At 71.3% G+C, this 19,608-nt stretch carries 17 protein-coding genes; 10 read left to right on the forward strand and 7 right to left on the reverse strand.

What is annotated here, in order from left to right; genetic code table 11:
• Positions 1–577: 577 nt before the first annotated feature.
• From L3Q67_RS24230 to L3Q67_RS24250, 5 genes are all read right to left on the reverse strand, one after another.
• Positions 578–1,240: a GntR family transcriptional regulator gene (locus L3Q67_RS24230; RefSeq protein WP_499183762.1), complete on the reverse strand. Its 663-nt coding sequence runs from the start codon at positions 1,238–1,240 to the stop codon at positions 578–580.
• A gap of 65 nt (positions 1,241–1,305) precedes the next feature.
• Complete coding sequence (locus L3Q67_RS24235) at positions 1,306–2,595, reverse strand: cation:proton antiporter (RefSeq protein ID WP_499183763.1); 1,290 nt, start codon at positions 2,593–2,595, stop codon at positions 1,306–1,308.
• Between the two features lie 18 nt (positions 2,596–2,613).
• The gene (locus tag L3Q67_RS24240) at positions 2,614–3,930 is read right to left on the reverse strand and encodes a cytochrome P450 (protein WP_499183764.1); all 1,317 of its coding nucleotides are present in this window, start codon (positions 3,928–3,930) and stop codon (positions 2,614–2,616) included.
• Complete coding sequence (locus L3Q67_RS24245; RefSeq protein WP_499183765.1) at positions 3,924–4,976, reverse strand: alpha-hydroxy acid oxidase; 1,053 nt, start codon at positions 4,974–4,976, stop codon at positions 3,924–3,926. The genes L3Q67_RS24240 and L3Q67_RS24245 overlap by 7 nt, the downstream gene beginning before the upstream one ends.
• Positions 4,973–6,553: a Rossmann-fold NAD(P)-binding domain-containing protein gene (locus L3Q67_RS24250; RefSeq protein WP_499183766.1), complete on the reverse strand. Its 1,581-nt coding sequence runs from the start codon at positions 6,551–6,553 to the stop codon at positions 4,973–4,975. Before L3Q67_RS24250 ends, L3Q67_RS24245 begins: the two co-directional genes overlap by 4 nt.
• 142 nt (positions 6,554–6,695) lie before the next feature.
• Between L3Q67_RS24250 and L3Q67_RS24255 the strand changes: the two genes are divergently transcribed.
• Positions 6,696–8,168, forward strand: coding sequence for a class I adenylate-forming enzyme family protein (locus L3Q67_RS24255; protein WP_499183767.1), 1,473 nt, complete (start codon positions 6,696–6,698; stop codon positions 8,166–8,168).
• Here the strand turns inward: L3Q67_RS24255 and L3Q67_RS24260 are convergent.
• Entirely contained in the window at positions 8,155–9,444 is a 1,290-nt protein-coding gene (locus L3Q67_RS24260; protein WP_499183768.1) for an aspartate aminotransferase family protein, read from the reverse strand. The two genes, L3Q67_RS24255 and L3Q67_RS24260, sit on opposite strands and share 14 nt — an antisense overlap.
• Before the next feature lie 110 nt (positions 9,445–9,554).
• Here L3Q67_RS24260 and L3Q67_RS24265 point away from each other — a divergent pair, with 110 nt between their 5' ends.
• From L3Q67_RS24265 to L3Q67_RS24305, 9 genes are all read left to right on the forward strand, one after another.
• On the forward strand, positions 9,555–10,460 hold the full coding sequence (locus L3Q67_RS24265; protein ID WP_499183769.1) for a LysR family transcriptional regulator: 906 nt from the start codon (positions 9,555–9,557) through the stop codon (positions 10,458–10,460).
• A 151-nt stretch (positions 10,461–10,611) separates the two neighbouring features.
• A complete protein-coding gene (locus L3Q67_RS24270) occupies positions 10,612–11,313 on the forward strand; it encodes a GAF domain-containing protein (protein ID WP_499183770.1) in 702 nt (233 codons plus the stop codon).
• 4 nt (positions 11,314–11,317) lie between these two features.
• Positions 11,318–12,097 carry a GAF and ANTAR domain-containing protein gene (locus L3Q67_RS24275; RefSeq protein WP_499183771.1) on the forward strand — a complete coding sequence of 260 codons (780 nt, stop codon included), beginning with the start codon at positions 11,318–11,320 and terminating at the stop codon, positions 12,095–12,097.
• 114 nt (positions 12,098–12,211) lie between these two features.
• Positions 12,212–13,255 (forward strand): fatty acid desaturase family protein, encoded by a 1,044-nt coding sequence (locus tag L3Q67_RS24280; RefSeq protein ID WP_499183772.1) that lies wholly within the window; start codon positions 12,212–12,214, stop codon positions 13,253–13,255.
• 146 nt (positions 13,256–13,401) lie between these two features.
• Complete coding sequence (locus tag L3Q67_RS24285; protein WP_499183773.1) at positions 13,402–14,160, forward strand: response regulator transcription factor; 759 nt, start codon at positions 13,402–13,404, stop codon at positions 14,158–14,160.
• Between the two features lie 151 nt (positions 14,161–14,311).
• Positions 14,312–14,827 (forward strand): DUF5994 family protein, encoded by a 516-nt coding sequence (locus tag L3Q67_RS24290; protein WP_499183774.1) that lies wholly within the window; start codon positions 14,312–14,314, stop codon positions 14,825–14,827.
• Positions 14,828–14,871: 44 nt separating this feature from the next.
• Positions 14,872–16,056 carry a N(5)-(carboxyethyl)ornithine synthase gene (locus tag L3Q67_RS24295; RefSeq protein WP_499183775.1) on the forward strand — a complete coding sequence of 395 codons (1,185 nt, stop codon included), beginning with the start codon at positions 14,872–14,874 and terminating at the stop codon, positions 16,054–16,056.
• Between the two features lie 296 nt (positions 16,057–16,352).
• A complete protein-coding gene (locus tag L3Q67_RS24300) occupies positions 16,353–17,255 on the forward strand; it encodes a GNAT family N-acetyltransferase (RefSeq protein ID WP_499183776.1) in 903 nt (300 codons plus the stop codon).
• Positions 17,256–17,316: 61 nt separating this feature from the next.
• Complete coding sequence (locus L3Q67_RS24305) at positions 17,317–18,486, forward strand: SpoIIE family protein phosphatase (protein ID WP_499183777.1); 1,170 nt, start codon at positions 17,317–17,319, stop codon at positions 18,484–18,486.
• Positions 18,487–18,692: 206 nt separating this feature from the next.
• Here L3Q67_RS24305 and L3Q67_RS24310 read toward each other — a convergent pair whose 3' ends face one another.
• Positions 18,693–19,550 carry a LysR family transcriptional regulator gene (locus L3Q67_RS24310; RefSeq protein ID WP_499183778.1) on the reverse strand — a complete coding sequence of 286 codons (858 nt, stop codon included), beginning with the start codon at positions 19,548–19,550 and terminating at the stop codon, positions 18,693–18,695.
• Between the last annotated feature and the right edge of the window lie 58 nt (positions 19,551–19,608).

Raw genomic sequence — 19,608 nt, forward strand, 5'->3', positions numbered from 1 at the left:
GTGGGGTTGGGCTGCAGCGGTGTGGAACTGGCCTACCTGGGTGGGATTCGGGTACGCCGAGCGCGAACCTCGCTTGCCCAGGCGCGAGCCCCCGCTACGCGAATGCCGGGTTCGCCCGCTCGAAGGTGGGAAGCGGCTGTCCGAGCGAGGAACTCGGCTGCCGCAAAGTGGAACTGGCCTACCTGAGTGTGGGACTCCGGTACGCGAGTGCGGAACTTGCTTGTCTAGGTGGGTGCTCGGCTGCACGAGTGTGGGATCGGGGTCGCGAGCGCGGAACCCGCTTGCCCATACGTGGGCCCCGGTTACGCGAACGCGGGGTTCGCTTGCACGAGTGTGGGATTTGGCTGCGCGAGTGTGGGACTTGCCTGCGTGAGTGTGGGATTCGGGTTCGCGAGCGCGGAACCTGCTTGCCCAGGCGCGGGCCCCCGTTACGCGAACGCGGGGTTCGCTTGCACGAGTGTGGAATTCGCCTGACCGAGTGTGGGACTCGGCTGCGCGAGTGTGGAGTTTGGGGGCGGGAGTGTGGGGTTCGGTGGTCTGGGTGTGGGGTTCGGGTGGGGGAGCGAGGGGAGAGGGGTCAGATTAGGGCTCGGATGGCGGTTTCGAAGTTGGTGACGTGCGTGCGTGCCAGGTGTTCCGCTTCCCCATCGCCGCCGGTGGAGATGGCGCGTAGGAGGCCGACGTGTTCCCCGATGTGGCTGTCGAAGTGGGTGATGCGGTCGAGGAAGAGGCAGAAGATGCGGGTGGCCAGGTTGTGGTAGCGCACCAGCGTGTCTTCGAGGTGCGGGTTGCCCGCCGCGCGGTAGATGGCGCGGTGCACCCGCAGGTCCCAGTGCATCAGGTCGTGGCGTGCCATGGAACGCACGTCCAACTGCTCGATCTCGTTGGCCAGGTCCGCCAGTTTGACGCGGACCGCTTCGCTGGAGGTTTCGGCGGCGCGCCGGGCGGCCAGTGGTTCCAGTTGGACGCGGATTTCGGAGATGTAGGCGAGGTCGGTGATGTCCACTCCCGTGGCGAAGGTGCCCCGCCGCGGGTACGAGATCACCAGCCGGTCGACTTCCAGCCGTTTCAAGGCTTCCCGCACGGGGGTGCGGCCCATGCCGAGCGACTCGGCCACCGCGAGGTCGTCGATCGGGGCCATGGGCGGGATGTCGAGCATGATCAGCCGGTCCTGCAGTGCGACGTAGGCGAGGTCGGCCAGTGAGGCGGGCGGCTGCTCGAGGTCGTCGGCGATGGTCACCTGCTCATTCTAGGGGACCCGGCAGATTGATATATGAGTCCGCTGAGAAGGGTCCTGCCCAGCGATCACAGCACGGTCGTGTTCCCCTGAGCGCCCGTGACCTCATCGGACGGCCGGTCGGCCTTCGCGGCGGCGCGCCGCCGGTCCAGCCGGTCCCACAGGGACAGCATCGGCGTGGCCATCACCGTGGTGACGATCGCGACCAGCACCAGCACGCTGAACAGCTCGCGGGTCACGATCCCGGCCGCCAGCCCGACGTTGATCGCGATCAACTGCATCAGCCCGCGCGCGTTCATCAGCGTGCCGACCCGCAGCGACACGTCCTGCGGCTCACCGGCGAGGCGCGCCGCGCCCCAGCAGGCGCCCAGCTTCCCGGCGACCGCGGCGGCGATCGCGGCGACGGCGAACAGCAGCAGCGCGGGGTCGACCAGCAGCCCGAAATCGGTGTTCAGCCCGGAATAGGTGAAAAACAGCGGCAGGAACACCGCGCCGACCGGCGCGATCTTCGCCACCACCCGGTCCACCGCCGCCGACCGCGGGAACACCACGCCGAGGCTGAACGCGCCGAACACCGCGTAGAGCCCGATCACGTCGGTGTACCAGGCCGCCAGGAACAACACGACCACCAGCGCCAGCAGCAGGTGCTCGGCCGGGAGCCGGGCGGCGAGCGAGCGCGCCCTGTCGTTCGCCCGCACGATGATCACCAGCAACAGCACCAGGATCGCGCTGCCGCCCGCGGTCAGTGCGACCGGTCCCGCGCTGCCGGCGGCGATGCTCAGCACCCCGGCGAGCAGTACCCAGGCCACGGCGTCGTCGACCGCGCCGCAGGCGAGCGCGACCGAGCCGAACCGGGTCTCGGTGAGCCCGCGTTCGGTGATGATCCGCGCCAGCATGGGAAAGGCGGTGATCGCCAGCGCCACGCCGACGAACAGCATGGACACCACCAGCGAGACCCCGTCCGGGAACAGGTTGACCTTGCCGTGCGCGAACCAGGTGAGCGCGGCACCGAGCGCCAGCGGCACCAGCATGCCCGCGGTGGAGATCACCGCGGCGGGCCGCGCGACCCGCCGCAGCCGCTCCACCCGGAACTCGTAGCCGGTCTGGAACATGAACACCACCAGCCCGATCTGCCCCACCACGTAGAGCACCGGCCGGAGCTCCTCGGGGAACAACGCGGCTTCCACGTCGGGCGCGAGCAGGCCGAGCACCGAGGGGCCCAGCACCACCCCGGCGACCATCTCACCGACCACCGGTGGCTGGCCGAGCCCGCGCAGCAGCCACCCGACGGCCCGGCAGACGAGCAGGATGACCACCACCGCCAGGAAGAAGGCAGGGGCCAGCAGCGTGTTGGACATGGTCGGGTCCTCCCGTGCTCAGTGGCTCGCCCGGTGAACCGGGCAGCCCTGGGTGTCGTGGGTGTCGAAGTAGCGCCCGGCCAGCCGCCGGTGCCGGGCGTCGAGCACCATCCAGGTGCCGAGCACCAGCTGGACCACGCTGCGCCACAGGCTTTCGGTGTGGTCGCGCCAGCGCAGGAACACCCCGGCCGCGCGGATCCACCGCATCGGCGGGGAAGCCGTGCGGCGGCTCAGCAGGCAGGGCGCCCGGTGGGGCAGGGGCCGGGTGTGCGAAACGGTGGAGTCCAGCCGGAACCGGCGGAGCACCTCGGTGGTCGCGGCCCGCATCGCCAGCGGCGACACCCGCCATGCCGGGCACGGCCGGTTCGCCGCCACGCCGAACGGGATGTGGTGCGCGTTCCGCGGGGAAAGGCCGTCCCAGCGCGAGGGATCGAAGGTTTCCGGGTCCTGGTAACCGGTCGAGTGGTAGCCGGGGTAGGAGAAGCAGAGCACCGAACCTTCGGGCAGGGTGCTGCCGCCGACCTCGATGTCGGCGGTGGCGATCCGGTGCGCGATTCCGAACAGCGGGAACAGGCGCAGGGTTTCGTCGAGCACCTGGGCGAAGTACCGCTCGTCCGCTGGATCGTCCACGAGCCGCTGTTGCACACCGGGGTGCTGGGCGAGCGCGAGCAGCAGGTGCGCCATCCCCTCGGACATCTGCACCACGGCGGTGTTGAAGAAGGTGCCCTGCAGGTAGTGGACCTGTTCCTCGCGGGACAACGACCCCGGCAGTTCGTGCGGGACGTCGGGCAGGCGCCGGGCGAGGTAGCGCGTCAGCTTCGCCCGGCGGCGCGGGTGCCGCAGGCCGGTGCACTTCAGCGCGGTCACCACGTCGTCCGCGTGCCCGACGATCAGCTTCCGCGCCTCGGGCGGGCACGGCTCGCGGAACACCAGCTCGTAGAAGAAGTCCGCCCACACCGGCATCATGAGGTCACGCAACCGCACCAGTGCCGTGTCACCGGGCACCGCGGCGTCCAGCACGGCGGCCGTGCACCGCGCCGCCGTCTCGACGAGCTTTTCGCTGGGGCCCGCCAGGATGCGCAGGGTGGTCCGCGCGACGTCGTCGTAGCGCGGACCGGCTTCGAGGTGTTCCTGGTGGACCTCGGGTCCCGGCGAAAGCCAGTACCAGAACAGGTCCGACAGTTCGGCGCCGCGGCTGCGGCCGTTCGCCGCCGGGTGCGAGTAGACCTCCAGGAACCGGCCGCCGGAGTCCGGCAGGGTGATCACCTGGTCCCGGTTGACCGCCTCGAACACCTTGACCCGCAGGGAGACCACCAGCTCGGGCAGGCTCAGCACCGGCTCACCACCTGGTCTCCGGCGAGCACACCACCGCACAGGGTCCGCACGTGCTCGTACTCGTCACGCAGGGTTTCGAGGACCTGCCGCACGCCCGCTTCCCCGTCCGCGGCGAGCCCCCACAGCACCGGCCTGCCGACACCGACCGCGGTCGCGCCCAGCGCCAGCGCGATCGCCACGTCGCTGCCCCGCCGGATCCCGCCGTCGACCAGCACCGGGATCCGGCCGCCGACCGCCTCGGCGACGCGGGGGAGCGCGTCGATCGCGGCGGGGGCCACGTCGAGCTGGCGGCCGCCGTGGTTGGAGACCACGAGGCCGGCCATGCCACCGTCCACCGCGATCTTCGCGTCCTCGGGGTGCAGGACCCCCTTGAGCAGCAGCGGCAACCCGGTCATCCGCCGCAGCGCCTCGACGTACCGCCAGGAGATCTCCTGGCACATCTCGATGTCGCGGACGCCGGGGGAGCCGGGGAGGTCGCGCATGTTCTCGGCGGCGAAACCCGGTGGCAGGTCGTGGAAACCGTGGCGGTGGTCGCGGCCGTGCCGTCCGAACACCGGGGAGTCCACGGTGACCACCAGCGCCGAGCAGCCCGCGTCCTCGGCCCGGCGCACCAGGCATTCGGTGATCTTGGCGTCCGGCTGGAGGTAGAGCTGGAACCACACCGCGGCGCCCCGGTCCACCTCCCGCGCGGCCTCGGCCACCTCGCCGATCGCCACCGTGGCGGCCATGCCGGAGACCAGCACGGTGCCCGCCGCCGCGGCGGCCCTGGCCGTGGCCAGCTCGCCGTCCGGGTGCGCGAGCCGGTGGAAGGCCGTCGGCGCCACCAGGATCGGCATCGACGCGCGTCCGCCGGGGAGCTGGACCGGGGCGGCCGGGCGTGGTTGCCCACGCAGGACCCTCGGGAGCAGCGCGAGCCGCTGGAACGCGCGCTCGTTCTCCGCGAGCGCCGTCTCCTCGCCCGCGCCACCGGCGAAGTAGTCGTAGTGCACGGGGTCGAGCAGTTCCCTGGCCCGGTCGTGCAGCTCGGCCAGGGCGCCACCCGTCACAGGCTCACCCGCGGCCGCTCGAACTGCGCACGCAGGAACTCGCGCAGCGGGGCCCGGTGCACCCGCTCACTGTCCCACTCGTTCTCCAGGTTCTCGGTGATGTGGTGCTCGGCGTCGAGGTCCCCGGCGCGGAACAGGCGCACCACCGGGTGCAGGTACCGCCCGTCGAGCCCGCTGGTGTCCTCCTGCGACGTCCGGCCCGCCGAGATGTCGAACGGGTTGATCAGGTCGTGGCCCTCGCCGTATTCGAGGGTGATGGTCAGGTAGGACTCGACCTCGCCGAACTCGCCGGCGGCCACCGCTTCGTGCAGGTAGTCGACCGGCACTTCCTCGAGGTAGCGCGGTGTGTCCCCGAGCAGTACGGCGTCACCGAGGTACCCGAACACCTGCCACAGTGCCGAAGTGCGGTTGACCCGCTCGATCACCGCGTCGGTGATCTCGGTGATCTCGCCAGGGGCCAGTTCGTGGCTGGGCCACGGCACGCCGTGGTGGCGCTGCTCGAGGATCCGGTGCAGCGCCTTCACCCCGTACCGGAAGCCGTGGATGAAGCCGCTGGTGGACCGCTTGAAGTCGCGGGCCTGCGTGATCGTGCCCGCGAAGTGCAGGCCCGGCACGTTCACCGACTCCCAGGCGGCCGTCTGCGCCGGGAAGCGGTCCTTGATGGTCAGCTCCGGCCGGCAGTCCTCGTCGAAGATCGAGGCGTCGAAGCGGAACCCGGTGGCCGCGATGACCCGGTCGTAGCGCAGCTCCTTGACCACCTCGGCCACCCGCGAGAAGCTCACCCGCACCAGGTAGCCGCCGTCCCCGTCGGGCCGGATGTCCAGCACGTGGCCGTCGAGCAGCGCGTTCTGCGATTTCAGCTGGTAGGTGTCGAGGAAGTTGTTGTTCACCGCGCGCAAATGGCCGACGAAGTGCGTTTGCCACGCCAGCCGCAACGATCCGGGGCCCGCCACGTGAATGACCGCCGCGGTTTCGATGAGATTGTCCGCTGTTTCGAAGGCGGAGTTCCCCCGGCCGATGATGAGTACTCTCTTGTCGATGAACTCCGCCGGGTCGACCGGTACCTCGGTATAGAGTTCCGCGTGCTGAATACCGTCGATGTCCGGAATATACGGTTTGCTCACACCGGTCGCCACGATCAGCCGCCGCGCGCGGAACACGGTGCCGTTCTCGTCGACCGCTTCGAATTCGTCCGGACGGCTGATCCGGATGATCCGCGTGCCATAGCGGACGTGCAGCCCGTGGACCTCGGCGAAATCGCCCAGGTAGCGCACCATGTCCTCGGCCGCGGGGAAGTAGCGCGGGGTGTAGCTGGTGAACAGCGGCTCGTTCTCCGCCGAGAGCAGGGAGTTCCAGTCGTTGCGCAGCCGCAGTTCGGGGTCGCTCCAGCCGGTGTGGACCTTGTTGATCGAGATCAACTGGCGGTGCCGGGGGAATCGGGTGAAGAACGTGCCCGCCGATTCGCCGGCTTCGAGGATCAGGTGACTGCGGCCCGCCTGCTTCAGGTAGTAGCCGGCCTGCAGTCCGGCCGGTCCGGCGCCGAGCACCAGGTATTCGACGGAAATTGCGTCAGACAAGGGAATCTCCCTCGGGGTCCGGTGGGGATTCCGAGGTTAGTTGAAACCTCAAACATCGGGCCATCCGCTATCGGGGTGAGCCCACCTGTCGGTTTCCTATCGGTTTTCCCGGAAATCGGAAATGGTGGTAAGCACTGAAGGCATGACGGCTCTTTACCCGCAGGCAATGCTCGACTCGTTCGCCGCCGATCCGGATTCCCCGGCTTTCGAACACGGCACCCGGGTGGTGTCGCGGCTCGAAGTGCTGGACCTGGTCGCGCGATTCACCGGTGGGCTGTCCGCGGCGGGGCTGGGCCGGGGTGACGGGGTCGCCATCGCGACCGCGGTCACCCCGGAAGGCTTCGCCGCGCAACTCGCCGCCGCCGCGCTCGGCTGCCGGGTGGTCGGTGTCCGGCCGGGGCTGACCGAGGCGCAGCTGCCGCACGTGGTCGGGCGTGACGTGGCCGCGCTGGTGGCCGACGACCCCGGCCCGGACCTGCTCGCCGCGGCGGACGGGGTGCGGGTGCTGAGGATCGGGCCCGGGCTGCTGTCCACTCCGGAAACACCGGTCGCACGCGGTCGCGCGGACGACATCGCCTCGGTGACCTTCACCAGTGGCAGCACCGGCGCGCCCAAGGGGGTCGCGCTGACCTACGCGGCGATGACCGAGCACTGGTCGTGGCAGCCGGCGAAGTGGAGCGCGGACACCGCGGAACTGGCCGCCGGGTACGGCCGGTTCCTCCTCTTCGGCACGCTGACCAGCGCGGTGGTGCAGGAGCACCTGGGACTGTGCCTGCTCTCCGGTGGCACCGCGGTGATCCCGGAGGGACCGCCGGACTTCCCGGAGGTGCTCGAACGGCTGCGGATCACCGCGAGCCTGCTGACCGTGCCGCGCCTGCACCACCTGCTGGACGTGCTGCCCACCACCGAAGTGGACCTGAGCGCGCTGCGCGTGCTGCTGGTCGCGGGGTCACCGCTGGCACCGCACCGGATGGCCGAGGCGTTCGACCGCTTCGGCCCGGCCGTGCGGCAGGGCTACGGGCTGACCGAAGTCGGGTTCCTCACCTCGCTGACCGCCGGCGACGTCGCCGCGTGGCCACCGGCCCTGCGCTCGGTCGGCCGCCCGCGGCCCGAAGTGGACCTGGAGGTCCGCGACGCCGACGGGAATGCCGTGCCCACGGGAACGACCGGGGAGATCTGGGTGCGCACCGCGTACGTGCTCGCCGGGTACTGGCGGAACGAGGAGGAGACCGCCGACCTGATCCGCGACGGCTGGGTGCGCACCCGCGACCTGGGCCACCTGGACGAGCGCGGGTACCTGCACCTGACCGGCCGGGCGCGCGACGTGATCATCGTGAACGCGATCGTGCACTACGCGGGGGCGATCGAACGCGCGCTGGCCGGGCACCCCGGCGTGCGGGAGGCCTATGTGGCCGGTGCGCCGGACGAACGCACCGGCGAGGCCGCCCACGCCTTCGTCGTGGTGGACGGCGAGCCGGACATCGACGGACTGCGTGCCAGGGTGGCCCGCGAACTGGGCGAAGCGGCGGTCCCGGCGACGATCACCGTGGTCGACGGGGTCCCGACGCTGCCCAGCGGCAAACCCGACAAACGCGCCCTGCTCACCTCGCGGTGACCGACTCCAGCGCGGAGTCGAGGATCGACAGGCCCCGGTCGATCTCGGCTTCAGTGGCGGTCAGCGGGGGAGCGATGCGGAACGTGCCGCCCAGGCCGGGCAACTGCACGATGTTCATGTGCAGGCCGAGTTCGGCGCAGCGCCGGGTGACCGCGGCGCCGAGTTCGTCGGTGTCACCCTCGCTGCTCAGTTCCAGGCCCACCAGCAAGCCGCGGCCCCGGACGTCGCCGATCACCGGGTGCCGCCGCGCCAGTTCGTCCAGCCCGCCACGCAGCCGCTCGCCGAGTTCGCGGGCACGCAGGTCGAGGCGGTCGCGGGTGAGCACGTCCAGCACGGTGTTGCCGACGGCGGCCGGGAGCGGGTCGTTGACGTGGGTGGTGAAGAACAGGAACCCGCGTTCGTGGGCCTCCCGCTCGATCTCCGCGCTGGTCAGCACCGCGGCCAGCGGCAGCCCGGCGCCGAGGGTCTTGGACAGGGTGAGGATGTCGGGGACCACGCCGTCGCGTTCGAAGGCGTACCAGTCGCCGGTGCGGCACAACCCGGTCTGGGCCTCGTCGAGGATGAGCAGCATGCCGCGCTCGCGGCACTTGTCCCGCAGCGCGGCCAGGTAACCCGGCGGCAGGTCGACCACGCCGCCGGAGCTGAGGATCGGCTCGACCAGGCAGGCGGCGAGGCTGCCGACCGACTGGGCGTCGATCAGGTCGAAGCCGAGGTCGAGCTGGCGCCGCCAGTCCAGGGCGCCGCCGGCGTCGACGAGGCCGGGCCGGTACCGGTCGGGCACCGGCAGGGCGAAGTTGCCGGGCGCGGCGGGGCCGTACCCGTGGCGGCCGGCGCTGTAGGTGGCGTTCGCGGCGGCCAGGGTCATGCCGTGCCAGGACCGGGCGAACGAGACGACCTCGTGCTTGCCGGTGACGAGTTTCGCCAGCCGCAGCGCGGCTTCGTTCGCCTCGGCGCCGGTGGTCAGCAGCATGGCCTTGTCCAGCGGCGCCGGCAGCGACTCCGCGAGCCGCCGGGCGAGGTCGAGCACCGGGCGGCTCAGCATCCCGCTGTAGAGGTGGTCGAGCTTCTCGACCTGCTCGCGGACCGTGGCGACGATTTCGGGGTGCGCGTGGCCGAGGATCGCGCTCATCTGCCCCGAGGTGAAGTCGAGCAGTTCCCGTCCGTCTTCGGTGAACACCGAGGTGCCCTTGGCGCGGTCGATGATCCAGGGGCTGAAGCTCCCGCGGCCGGAGTAGCGGAGAAGATGGCGTTCGAGGGCTGGGGTTTCGTCGGGCATGACCCCGACGCTACGAACGAAGACCGCGGTGCGTCCAGCACAGGATCATGGCCCTGCTGTTCGACAGAACCGCACAATGGCACCGCACAATGACACCGCACAATGGCGGGGTGCTGAACCCGTGGCGGCTGCGCCTGCTCGTCCTGCTCGACAACCTCGGCACCGTGCGCGCCGTGGCCGAGTCGCTGCACCTGAGCCCGTCGACGGTGTCCCAGCAACTCGCGGTGCTCGAAACCGAGACCCGCACCCGGTTGCTGGAGCGTTCGGGCCGGCGGGTGCGGTTGACGCGCACCGGCGTGCTCCTGGCGCGGCGGGGCCGGGAAATCCTGGACCGGATGACCGAGACCGAGGCCGAACTGCGTGCGCTGAACGACGAGCCGATCGGCACCGTGCGGCTCGGCGTGTTCCAGAGCGCGATCCACCCGCTCGCCGTGCCCGCCGCGTCCCGGCTGGCGGACTCGCACCCGCAACTGCACGTCGAACTGGTCGAATCCGAACCGCACGAGAGCGGGTCCGCGCTGCGGGCCGGCGAAGTGGACGTGATCGTCACGACCACCGACTACGTGGAGTTCCCGTGGGGCGGCGACCTCGAAATCACCCCGCTCGGCACCGACCAGGTCGTGCTGCTCCTGCCCCCGGACCACCCGCTCACCCGCCGCGAGGTGGTGGACCTGGCCGAGTGCGCGGGGGAGACCTGGGCGTGCGACCGGGCGGGGTCGTACATGGCCGGCCTGACCCTGCGGCTGTGCCGCGAGTCCGGGTTCGAACCGAAGGTGGCGTGCCGCTTCGGCAACTACCTGCTGCTGGTCGAACACGTCGAAGCCGGGCGGTCGGTGGCGTTGCTGCCCGCGCTGGCCGTCGCCCCGCACCACGCGGTCGTCACCCGCGGACTCACCACGCCGGTGCACCGGAACGTGGCGATCGTGGTGCGCCGGGGCACCGCGCCGCGCGCGGCGGTCGACGCGGTCGTCGAGGCACTGCTGGACCACCCGGAGATCCCGGCACTGAAGCCGTGACCGTCCTCAATGGACGCTCATCGAGGGCCGGGCCCCGGTCGCCGCCCCTCCTTGTCCATTGTGGACAGAGGACGGCGGTGCCGAGCCGCCTGGCCCTCGCGGACCGGCCCGTCTAGAGTTGTCCGGCAGAGGTTCGACGAAGGGCGGGGTGGTGGGCGCACAGCGGCGCGAACACCTGCGGGCTCGGCTCGGCGGGTCGCGCGACGCCGCCGAGGTCCTCGGCGGCGTCTGCGACCTGTGCGTCACGGAGCTCGCGGTCACCGGCGCGCGGATCCGGGTGCTCGGCCCGACCACGGCCGACGGTGGCGGGGCGACGATCCACACCACCGACGCGCTGGGCGCCCTGCTGGACGACCTGGTCACCACCACCGGCGCCGGGCCGTGCCTGGACGCCTACCTGCTGGCGCGCCCGGTGCTGGTGCCGGATCTGAACGCGGACGGGGGCTCCCGGTGGCCGGGCTTCGTGCAGGAAGCGCTGGTCGCCGGGGTCTTCGCGGTGTTCTCCTTCCCGCTCCAGTTCGGCGGGGTGCGGCTGGGTGTGCTCGAACTGCACCGGGCCGCGGCGGGCTCACTGACCCCCGTGCAGCTGACGGACGCCTTCCTGCTGGCGGACGTGGCCACCGACGCGATCTTCCACGACTCGCACGGGCTGGGGTCGATGACGCTGCCCGCGCTGGCCGACATCCAGGCCGAAGTGCACCAGGCCACGGGCATGGTCGCGGTGGACCTCCAGGTGGGCCTGGCCGAGGCGCTGCTGCGCATCCGCGGGCACGCCTTCGCGTACCAGTTGCCACTGACCCAGGTCGCGAAAGAGATCATCGAACGCCGATTGCGGCTGGACAGCGGGGAGTGACGCGGTGAGAACAGAGACACCGGGCCAGGAACACCAGGACACCACGGCCGGCCTGCGGGAGGAGCGGGTGGCGCGGGCGTTCGTCAGCCTGGCGGACACCCTGGTCGACGAGTTCGACCTCACCGAGTTCCTGCACCTGCTGGTGGACCACTGCGTGGACCTGCTGGAGGTGGACGCGGCCGGGGTGCTGCTGACCGACCAGCGCGGCGGGATCCGGATGGCGGCGGCGTCCTCGGAGAAGGCCGAACTGCTGGAGCTGTTCGCCGCCGAGACCGACGGCGGCCCGTGCGTGGAGTGCGTGCGCAGCGGGCAGGCGGTCTCCAGCACCGACCTGGCCGCCGAAAGCGGCCGGTGGTCGCGCTACGCCGCCGCCGCCGAACTCTGCGGCTTCCGTGCCGTGCACGCGCTGCCGATGCGGTTGCGCCAGAACGTGATCGGCGCGCTGTCGCTGCTCAACGCCGAGCCGGACGGGGTGCGGGTGGTGTCGAGCCACCTCGGCCAGGCACTGGCCGACGTGGCCACGATCGGCATCCTCCAGCAGCGCACCGTCGGGCACGCCGAGATCCTCACCGAGCAGTTGCAGACCGCCCTCAACACGCGCGTGGTGATCGAGCAGGCCAAGGGCATACTGGCCGCGCGCAGCGGCAAGCTCTCCCCGGAAGACGCCTTCACCGCCCTGCGCGGCTACGCCCGCGAGAACCGCCTCCCCCTGTCCGACCTCGCGCGGGAGGTCATCGACGGCGCGGCCGACGCCGACGCCATCCTCGCCCACCCGGCGGGCTGAGCACCGAGGCGGCGAACCCGGGGGTTTCGCCTTTCCTCCGTTCGGGAACTCCATGGGAAAGCACGTTGCCCCAGACCTCGGCGACGCAGGAACTTCCGGAAAAGGAGGACGAGCATGCCTGCGCTCTCCGCATCGGTGGCCAATCACCCGGAAACGGGTGACTACACCGAGCTTTCCCGCCGGATCAGGCTGGCCGGTCTGCTGGACCGCCACCCCCGGTACTACACCGTCAAGATCGGCCTCACCCTGCTGGCCTTCGCCGGCCTGTGCGTGGTGTTCGCCGCGCTCGGCGACTCGTGGTGGCAGCTGCTCACCGCGTTCGGCTTCGCCGTGCTGTTCGCCCAGCTGGCCTTCCTCGGCCACGACGCGGGACACAAGCAGATCTTCCGCGGCCGCCACGCCAACGACCGGCTCGGCCGGGCGCTCGGCGGGCTGGTCGGCATCAGCTACGGGTGGTGGATGGGCAAGCACACCCGCCACCACGCCAACCCGAACCACGAGGACGACGACCCCGACCTCGACATCCCGCTGCTGGCCTTCACCCGCGGGCAGACCGGCGGCAGGCGGGGGTTCCTGCGGTGGACCGCCGGTCACCAGGCCGGGCTGTTCTTCCCGCTCCTGCTGCTGGAAGGCCTCAGCCTGCACTGGACCAGCATCCAGGCGGTGTGGAAGGGCGAGCTCTCCCACCGCCGCACGGAAGCGGCCCTGCTGCTGGCGCACTTCGCGATCTACGGCACGGCGGTGTTCACCGTGCTGTCCCCCGGTCTCGCCGTCGCGTTCATCGCGGTCCACCAGGGGCTGTGGGGCGTATACATGGGCTGCTCGTTCGCCCCGGGGCACAAGGGCATGCCCACCTACGCCGACGGGACCGAGCTGGACTTCCTGCGCAAGCAGGTGCTGACCAGCCGCAACGTCCGCGGTGGGCGCGGGGTGGACTTCCTGCTCGGCGGGCTGAACTACCAGATCGAGCACCACCTGTTCCCGACCATGCCGCGGATCAACCTGCGCCGCGCCCAGCCGCTGGTCCGCGAGTACTGCGCCACCCACGGCATCGACTACGCCGAGTGCGGGTTGCTGCGGTCCTACCGCTACGTCCTGGCGCACCTGCACGAGGTGGGCGAACCACTGCGACGATCCGGTGAAGCGCACGCGCGCTAGAGGTGGCGCCGTTGCCCGGCGCCGCAGCGCGATCGTAGGGTTACAAGCGAAGTTTTCCGCCCCAGACCTCGGCGGTCGCGCCACTTCGGCATGAGCGGCGGGCAGTCATGGGTTCTTCCGGAGCACACGGGCCTTTCGTGCCACCGGTGCGGGTCTTCCTGATCGACCGGCAGGGAATGCTGGCCGAGGCGCTGGCGGCCAGGCTGGCCGCCGCGCGGCCCCTGGCGCTGGTGGGCTGTGCGCCACCCACCGCGCCCGAGCTGTTCGCCACGGTGGACGCCGCCCGGCCGGAGGTGATCGTCGTCGACCTCGTGCCGGTGGCGTCCACCACCCCGGCCTTCCTCACCCGCCTGGCCGCCGCCGCACCCGACGCCCGCGTCGTCGTGCTGACCGACGACCAGGACCCGGCCCGGATCGCGGTCGCCGCCCGCTGGGGTGTCGCCGCCTGGGTCGCCAAGCAGGACTGCTCCGCCGACCACCTCATCACCGTCGTGTGCGGCGTCCGCGACGGCATGGCGTACTTCCGGCCCGAGCAGATCGGTTTCGTCCTCGAGGCACTGCGCACCGAGATCGACCGCGCCGGCGTCACCAGCACCCCGCTCGACGTCCTTTCCGAGCGCGAGCACGACGTCCTGCGCGGCATCGTGGACGGGAAGCCGGCCGGCCAGATCGCCGATGAACTGTTCCTGTCGGTCAACACCGTGCGCACCCACACGCACAACCTCTTCGGCAAACTGAAGGTGCACAGCAGGATCGAAGCCGCGGCCGTCGCGCGGGCCGCCGGTATGGCACCGCGGGTGGCCCCGGCCGAGCGGGCCCTCGCGAAAAGACTGCGCCACGCGAAGCCGTGGCGGAACGGTTCGGGAGAACACACCGCGCTCAACGACTCCACGCCGTACCGCTGATCGTGGGCGCCGACCTGGCTGTGCGACCGGCTTTCGTCACTCTTCGTGTACACTTGGCCTGGTCCGAGAGCATTTCGTGCGCAGGTGGTCAAACCGGCGCCGTCCTCGGACGCTCATCCGGTCGTTCGCGGCCGGGGACGGGAGTACCGACATGACGTCGGGCCCGCACGTCACCGCCCACACCGCCACCGACGGCCTTCACCCCGCCACCCGCCTGCGACTCAAGCCGAAGGCACCCGCCACCGGGTATGTCGACGGCGCGTGGTGGCCCGAATCCCGTGACCTCGGCCGGGAACTGCCCGCGCTGCTCACGGTGCTGGGGGTCCGGTTGCACGGGGTCGAGCGGTTCACCTACCACCTCGAAACCTGGCCCGGTACACCGCGGAGGATCCGCGTCGGAGACGAAGTCGTGCGGACCGAAGGGTTCCGCACGCAGCCCGCGGACACCGTCACCGCCATCGGTTCCAGTGGCGAGCGCGTGACCCTGCTCGTCGTGCCGCCGGACACCGAGGCGGAGTTCGCCCACGACGTGCTGATGACCGCCGCGCACCGGGGCAACGACGACAGCATCGCCGGCCTGCTCGCCGCTCCCGGCGGCGACCCCGCGGAGATCGCCGGCGAGTTGCCGCGACCGCGACCCGGCGGCCACACCGAACCCGGGAACTAGTTCTTCCAGCCGCCCACAACAAGAAAGGGCCGTCAGTGCCGTCAGTGCCATCACAGCCGTCCGAATCGCCGTCCACCCTCGGGATCTTCGCCCACTCCCGCAAGGAGAACGAGCACCGGCTGCCGATCCACCCACGGCACTTCGAGCGCATCGACGCCGATCTGCGGGCCCGGATCTACCTCGAACACGGCTATGGCGAACGCTTCGGCGTCAGCGACGCCGAACTCGGCTTCTCCGTGGCCGGACTGCGCACCAGCGCCGAACTCGTCGCCGGGTGCGACGTGCTCCTGCTGCCCAAGCCCGGCGCGGCGGACCTCACCGGGATGCGGCCGGGTCAGGTGCTCTGGGGCTGGCCGCACTGCGTGCAGGACAGTGAAATCACGCAGGTCGCCATCGACCGCGGGCTGACGCTGATCGCCTTCGAAGCGATGAACCACTGGAACCCCGACGGTTCCTTCGCGCTGCACGTGTTCCACAAGAACAACGAACTGGCCGGCTACTGCTCGGTGCTGCACGGGCTGGAGAGCATCGGCTCGACCGGGGACTACGGCAGGCGGCTCACCGCCGCGGTGATCGGCTTCGGCGCCACCGCGCGCGGTGCGGTGACCGCGCTCAACGCCCACGGGGTGCACGAGGTGCACGTGCTGACCAACCGCGGCGTCACCGCGGTCGGCTCGCCGATCCACTCCGCGCGCATGGTCCACTTCGACCACAACCAGGCGAACCCGCGCCGCAGCCACGCGACGACGGTGGACGGGCGGGTCCCGCTCGCCGGTTTCCTCGCCGGGTTCGACGTCGTGGTGAACTGCGTGCTGCAGGACCCCACCGCCCCGCTGACCTTCCTGATCGAAGAGGACCTCGCCGCCTTCGAACCGGGCAGCCTGATCGTCGACGTCTCCTGCGACGAGGGCATGGGTTTCAGCTGGGCCCGGCCCACCACCTTCACCGAACCCACCTTCGTGGTCGGGGACAACGTCACCTACTACGGGGTCGACCACAGCCCGTCCCGCCTGTGGAACTCGGCGAGCTGGGAGATCAGCGAAGCGCTCATCCCGTACCTCCGCACGGTGCTCGGCGGCCCGCGGGCGTGGGACGCCGACGGCGAGACCATCCGGCGGGCCATCGAAATCCGCGACGGCACCATCCAGAACGCCGACATCCTCGCCTTCCAGCACCGCTCGGCGGAGTTCCCGCACGCACGGTTGCCGCAGGCGGCACCGGCGCACTAGGCGCTCCTCCGGTGGGTCTGGTCGATGGGCTTCGTGATCCAGGTGGTTCCTGGCGGTGCGGGCGATTCGGCCTCGTACTGGCCGTACTCGGCCGAACTCGCCCGTGCCGCCAGGGGCCGCCTGGGCGCGGAGAGCGCGACCTTGACTCGCCGGACAGCGCCTAGGCTCGGTACACGCCCTCGACCGGCCGAAGGAGGTGGGACCATGGTCACGACGATCATGCGCTCCCATCCCGCCCGGAGGGCGTCGCGGATCTGACCAGGGAGCGCTCACCCGCTTCCTGGAAGGAATCCCGCATGACCGAACTGGTCATCCGCTCGCTGAACCCCGGCGAGGAACCACTTTTCGAAGCACTGCCCGATCCCGGCCTGGTCGGGTTCGCCGCTTTCGGTGAGAGCTACACCGCCTTGGCCGCGAAGGGCGGCTACCGTCCGGAATGGACCTGGGTGGCCCTGCGCGGCGGTACCGTCGTGGCCAGGGCCGCGTGGTTCGCCGGTCCCGGCGACGAAAAGCCGCTCGCGCTGGACTGGTTCGACTTCACCGACGCCGGCGCGGCCGTGGAACTGCTGCGCACGGCGCCACTGCGCGCCGAGTACTCGCTCCTGCTCCCGGTGGGCTGGCGCGACGACCCGGCCGTCACCGCGGCCGCGAACGCCCGCATCGAAGCAGCCATCGAGGCCGGTCTCACTCCGCTGGTCGAGCGGTACCGCTACCGCTGGACCCCGGAGTGCGGCCTGCCCGATCGCCCCGGCCGTCTCGAATTCCGCGCTGAACCGGACGACGCGGTGATCCTGGACGTCTTCCGCCGAGTGCACCAAGGCAGCCTGGACGCCCATGTCCGCCGCACCATCGCCGGATCCGGCCTCGAAGCCGCCGCCCAGGAACAGTTGGACTACCTGCGCTGGATGCCCAGCCCGCGCGAGTGGTGGCGCCTGGCGTACACACCCGGCGGCGAACTCGTCGGTCTCGCCGCGCCCTGTCACCACTACAACGACCCGGTGATCGGCTACATCGCCGTCCTGCCGAAACACCGCGGCCACGGGTACGCCTACGACCTGCTCGCCGAAGCCACCCACCTGCTCGCCGCCGAAGGCGCCGACCGGATCGTGGCGGGCACCGACGTCACCAACACGCCGATGGCCGCCGCTTTCGCCCGAGCCCGTTACCCCGTCGAGAAACAGCGGATCGACCTGGTCTGACCTTTCCCGGCAGGCCGCGGGCGGGCGGCGGCACCGCCCGCGGCCTGGCAGGATGTCTCTGGTGGAGACGCCCGGCCACCCGGAGGACAGCATCGAGGACCTCTTCGAGAACGCACCCTGCGGCTACCTCTCGACGCTGCCGGACGGCACCATCACGAAGATCAACGCCACCCTGCTCGGCTGGCTGGGCCTGGAGCGCGACCAGGTGGTCGGGCGGCGCCGGTTCGCCGACCTGCTCACCATCGGCGGGCGGATCTACCACGAAACCCACATCGCGCCGCTGCTGGCGATGCACGGCGAAGCCGGTGGACTGGCGCTGGAACTGCGGGGAGCGGGCGGCAAGCGGCTGCCGGTGCTGGTGACCTCGGTGGTGAAGACCGGCGACGACGGCTCGCCGCGGCTGATCCGCACGGCGATCTTCGACGCCCGCGACCGCCGCGCCTACGAGCGGGAGCTGCTCCACGCCCGGCGGCAGGCCGGCGAAGAACGCGACCGGGCCCGCAAGCTCGCCGCCACCCTGCAGCGGACCCTGCTGCCGCCGGTCCTGCCGAAGGTGCCCGGCATGGAGGTCGCGGCGTACTACCACCCCGCCTCGGTCGACGAGGTCGGCGGCGACTTCTACGACCTGTTCCCGCTCACCGGCGAGACCTGGGGTTTCTTCCTCGGCGACGTCACCGGCAAGGGCGCCGTCGCGGCTACGGTGACCTCGCTGGCCCGCTACACCCTGCGGGCCGCCGCGGTCTACGACCCGGACCCGGTCGCGGTGCTCGACAACCTCAACACCGTGCTCTACCAGGAGTACAACGGCTCCGACCCGCGGTTCTGCACGGTCATCTACGGCTCACTGGTGCCCGGCCCCGGCGGCTGCGCGATCACCCTGGCCGCGGGCGGGCACCCACCGGCGGTGCTGATCCACGCGGACGGCACCACGGAGTTCGTCGAGTTGCCCGGCGGCATGGTCGTCGGCGCGCTGGCCGAAGCCCGGTTCACCCGGCTCACCGTGCACCTCGCCCCCGGCGACACCCTGCTGCTCTACACCGACGGCATCACCGAAGCGCGGCCCTCCGGCGACCGCACCCGCTACAGCGAAGAGCAGTTGCTGCGCCACCTCACCGACCGCGCCCCGGCCACCGCACCGGAGACGATCGACGTGCTCACCGAACTGCTCACCGGCTTCGGTGCCGGCGTCGAGGACGACACCGCGTTGCTCGCGCTGAGCATTCCCCGCTGACCAGCGGGCCCACCCCGGGCGTGCCCTGGTCCGCGATGCGGCCACCGGCCGGGCGGAGGCCGCACCGCGGAAGTCACCTCACCGGGGGAGCGGGTACGGGGGCCGTGGTGGTGAAAGCGCCAGCCGCGGATTCCGGTGACGAGACCATTCAGGCCGGCCTGAATTCGGTCTCCCGGACGTTGGGAAGCGAATTCGGATTCGGCTCGTCAGCTGGTGCTTTCTTCGATCGCGGTCCGGACGAAGCGGGCCAGCCACGGCGAGCGGCTGCCCGCCGGCCACAGCAGCAGCGTCCGGTACGGCATCGCGTCGGGAACGGGGCGGTAGGTCACGTCGGGCCGGACGTTCTTCGCGGCCAGCGACGCGGGCACCAGCGCTACGGCCTGCCCCAGCGCGATCACCTCCAGCAACTGCGCGCTGTCGCGCACCACCGGACCGGCCGGCCGGTCCGGGTGCCCGAGCCAGTACTCGCGGTCGACGACCGCCGGATCGCTCCACCGGGGTGCCGGTTCGGCGGCCAGGTCCGCGGTGCCGAGGACCGCGCGCCCGGCCAGTTCGTGCCCCGGGTGCAGCGCGGCGACGCGGGGTTCGGTCGCCAGCAGTTCGGTGTCGAGCCCGTGACCGTCGACGCAGGCGGCGATCGCCACGTCCGCGCGGCCGTCGCGGACCATGTCGGCCTGCTCGCCGAAGCCGCTCACCACCACGCGCAGGTCCGGCGCTTCCCGCTCCGCCCGGAACTGCGCGCAGACCCGCCGCAGCAGTTCCGTGGCCACGCCCGGTTTGGCGGTGACCACCAGTCCGCGATCAGCCGCACGCCGCGTCCGGCGCACCGCGGAGTCCAGCGCGCCGAGCACCACCGCGCTCTCCTCGAGCAGCACCTCCCCGGCCTCGGTCAAGGCCAGCCGGTGCCCGCCGCGGTCGAAGAGTTCGACACCGAGCCGCCGCTCCAGCAGGCGCACGGCCCGGGACAGCGGCGGCTGGGCGATGCCGAGCCGCTCGGCCGCGCGGGTGATGTTGAGTTCCTCGGCGACGGCGCGGAAGTACCGCAGTTCCCGGATTTCCGGCATACCGCCAGGGTAGGGGAGGGCACCCGATCGGTATTTCCGTTCCGGGCCGCGGACGGCT

Origin of the sequence: Saccharothrix sp. AJ9571, assembly GCF_021725495.1 — a bacterium.
Taxonomy (GTDB): domain Bacteria; phylum Actinomycetota; class Actinomycetes; order Mycobacteriales; family Pseudonocardiaceae; genus Amycolatopsis; species Amycolatopsis magusensis.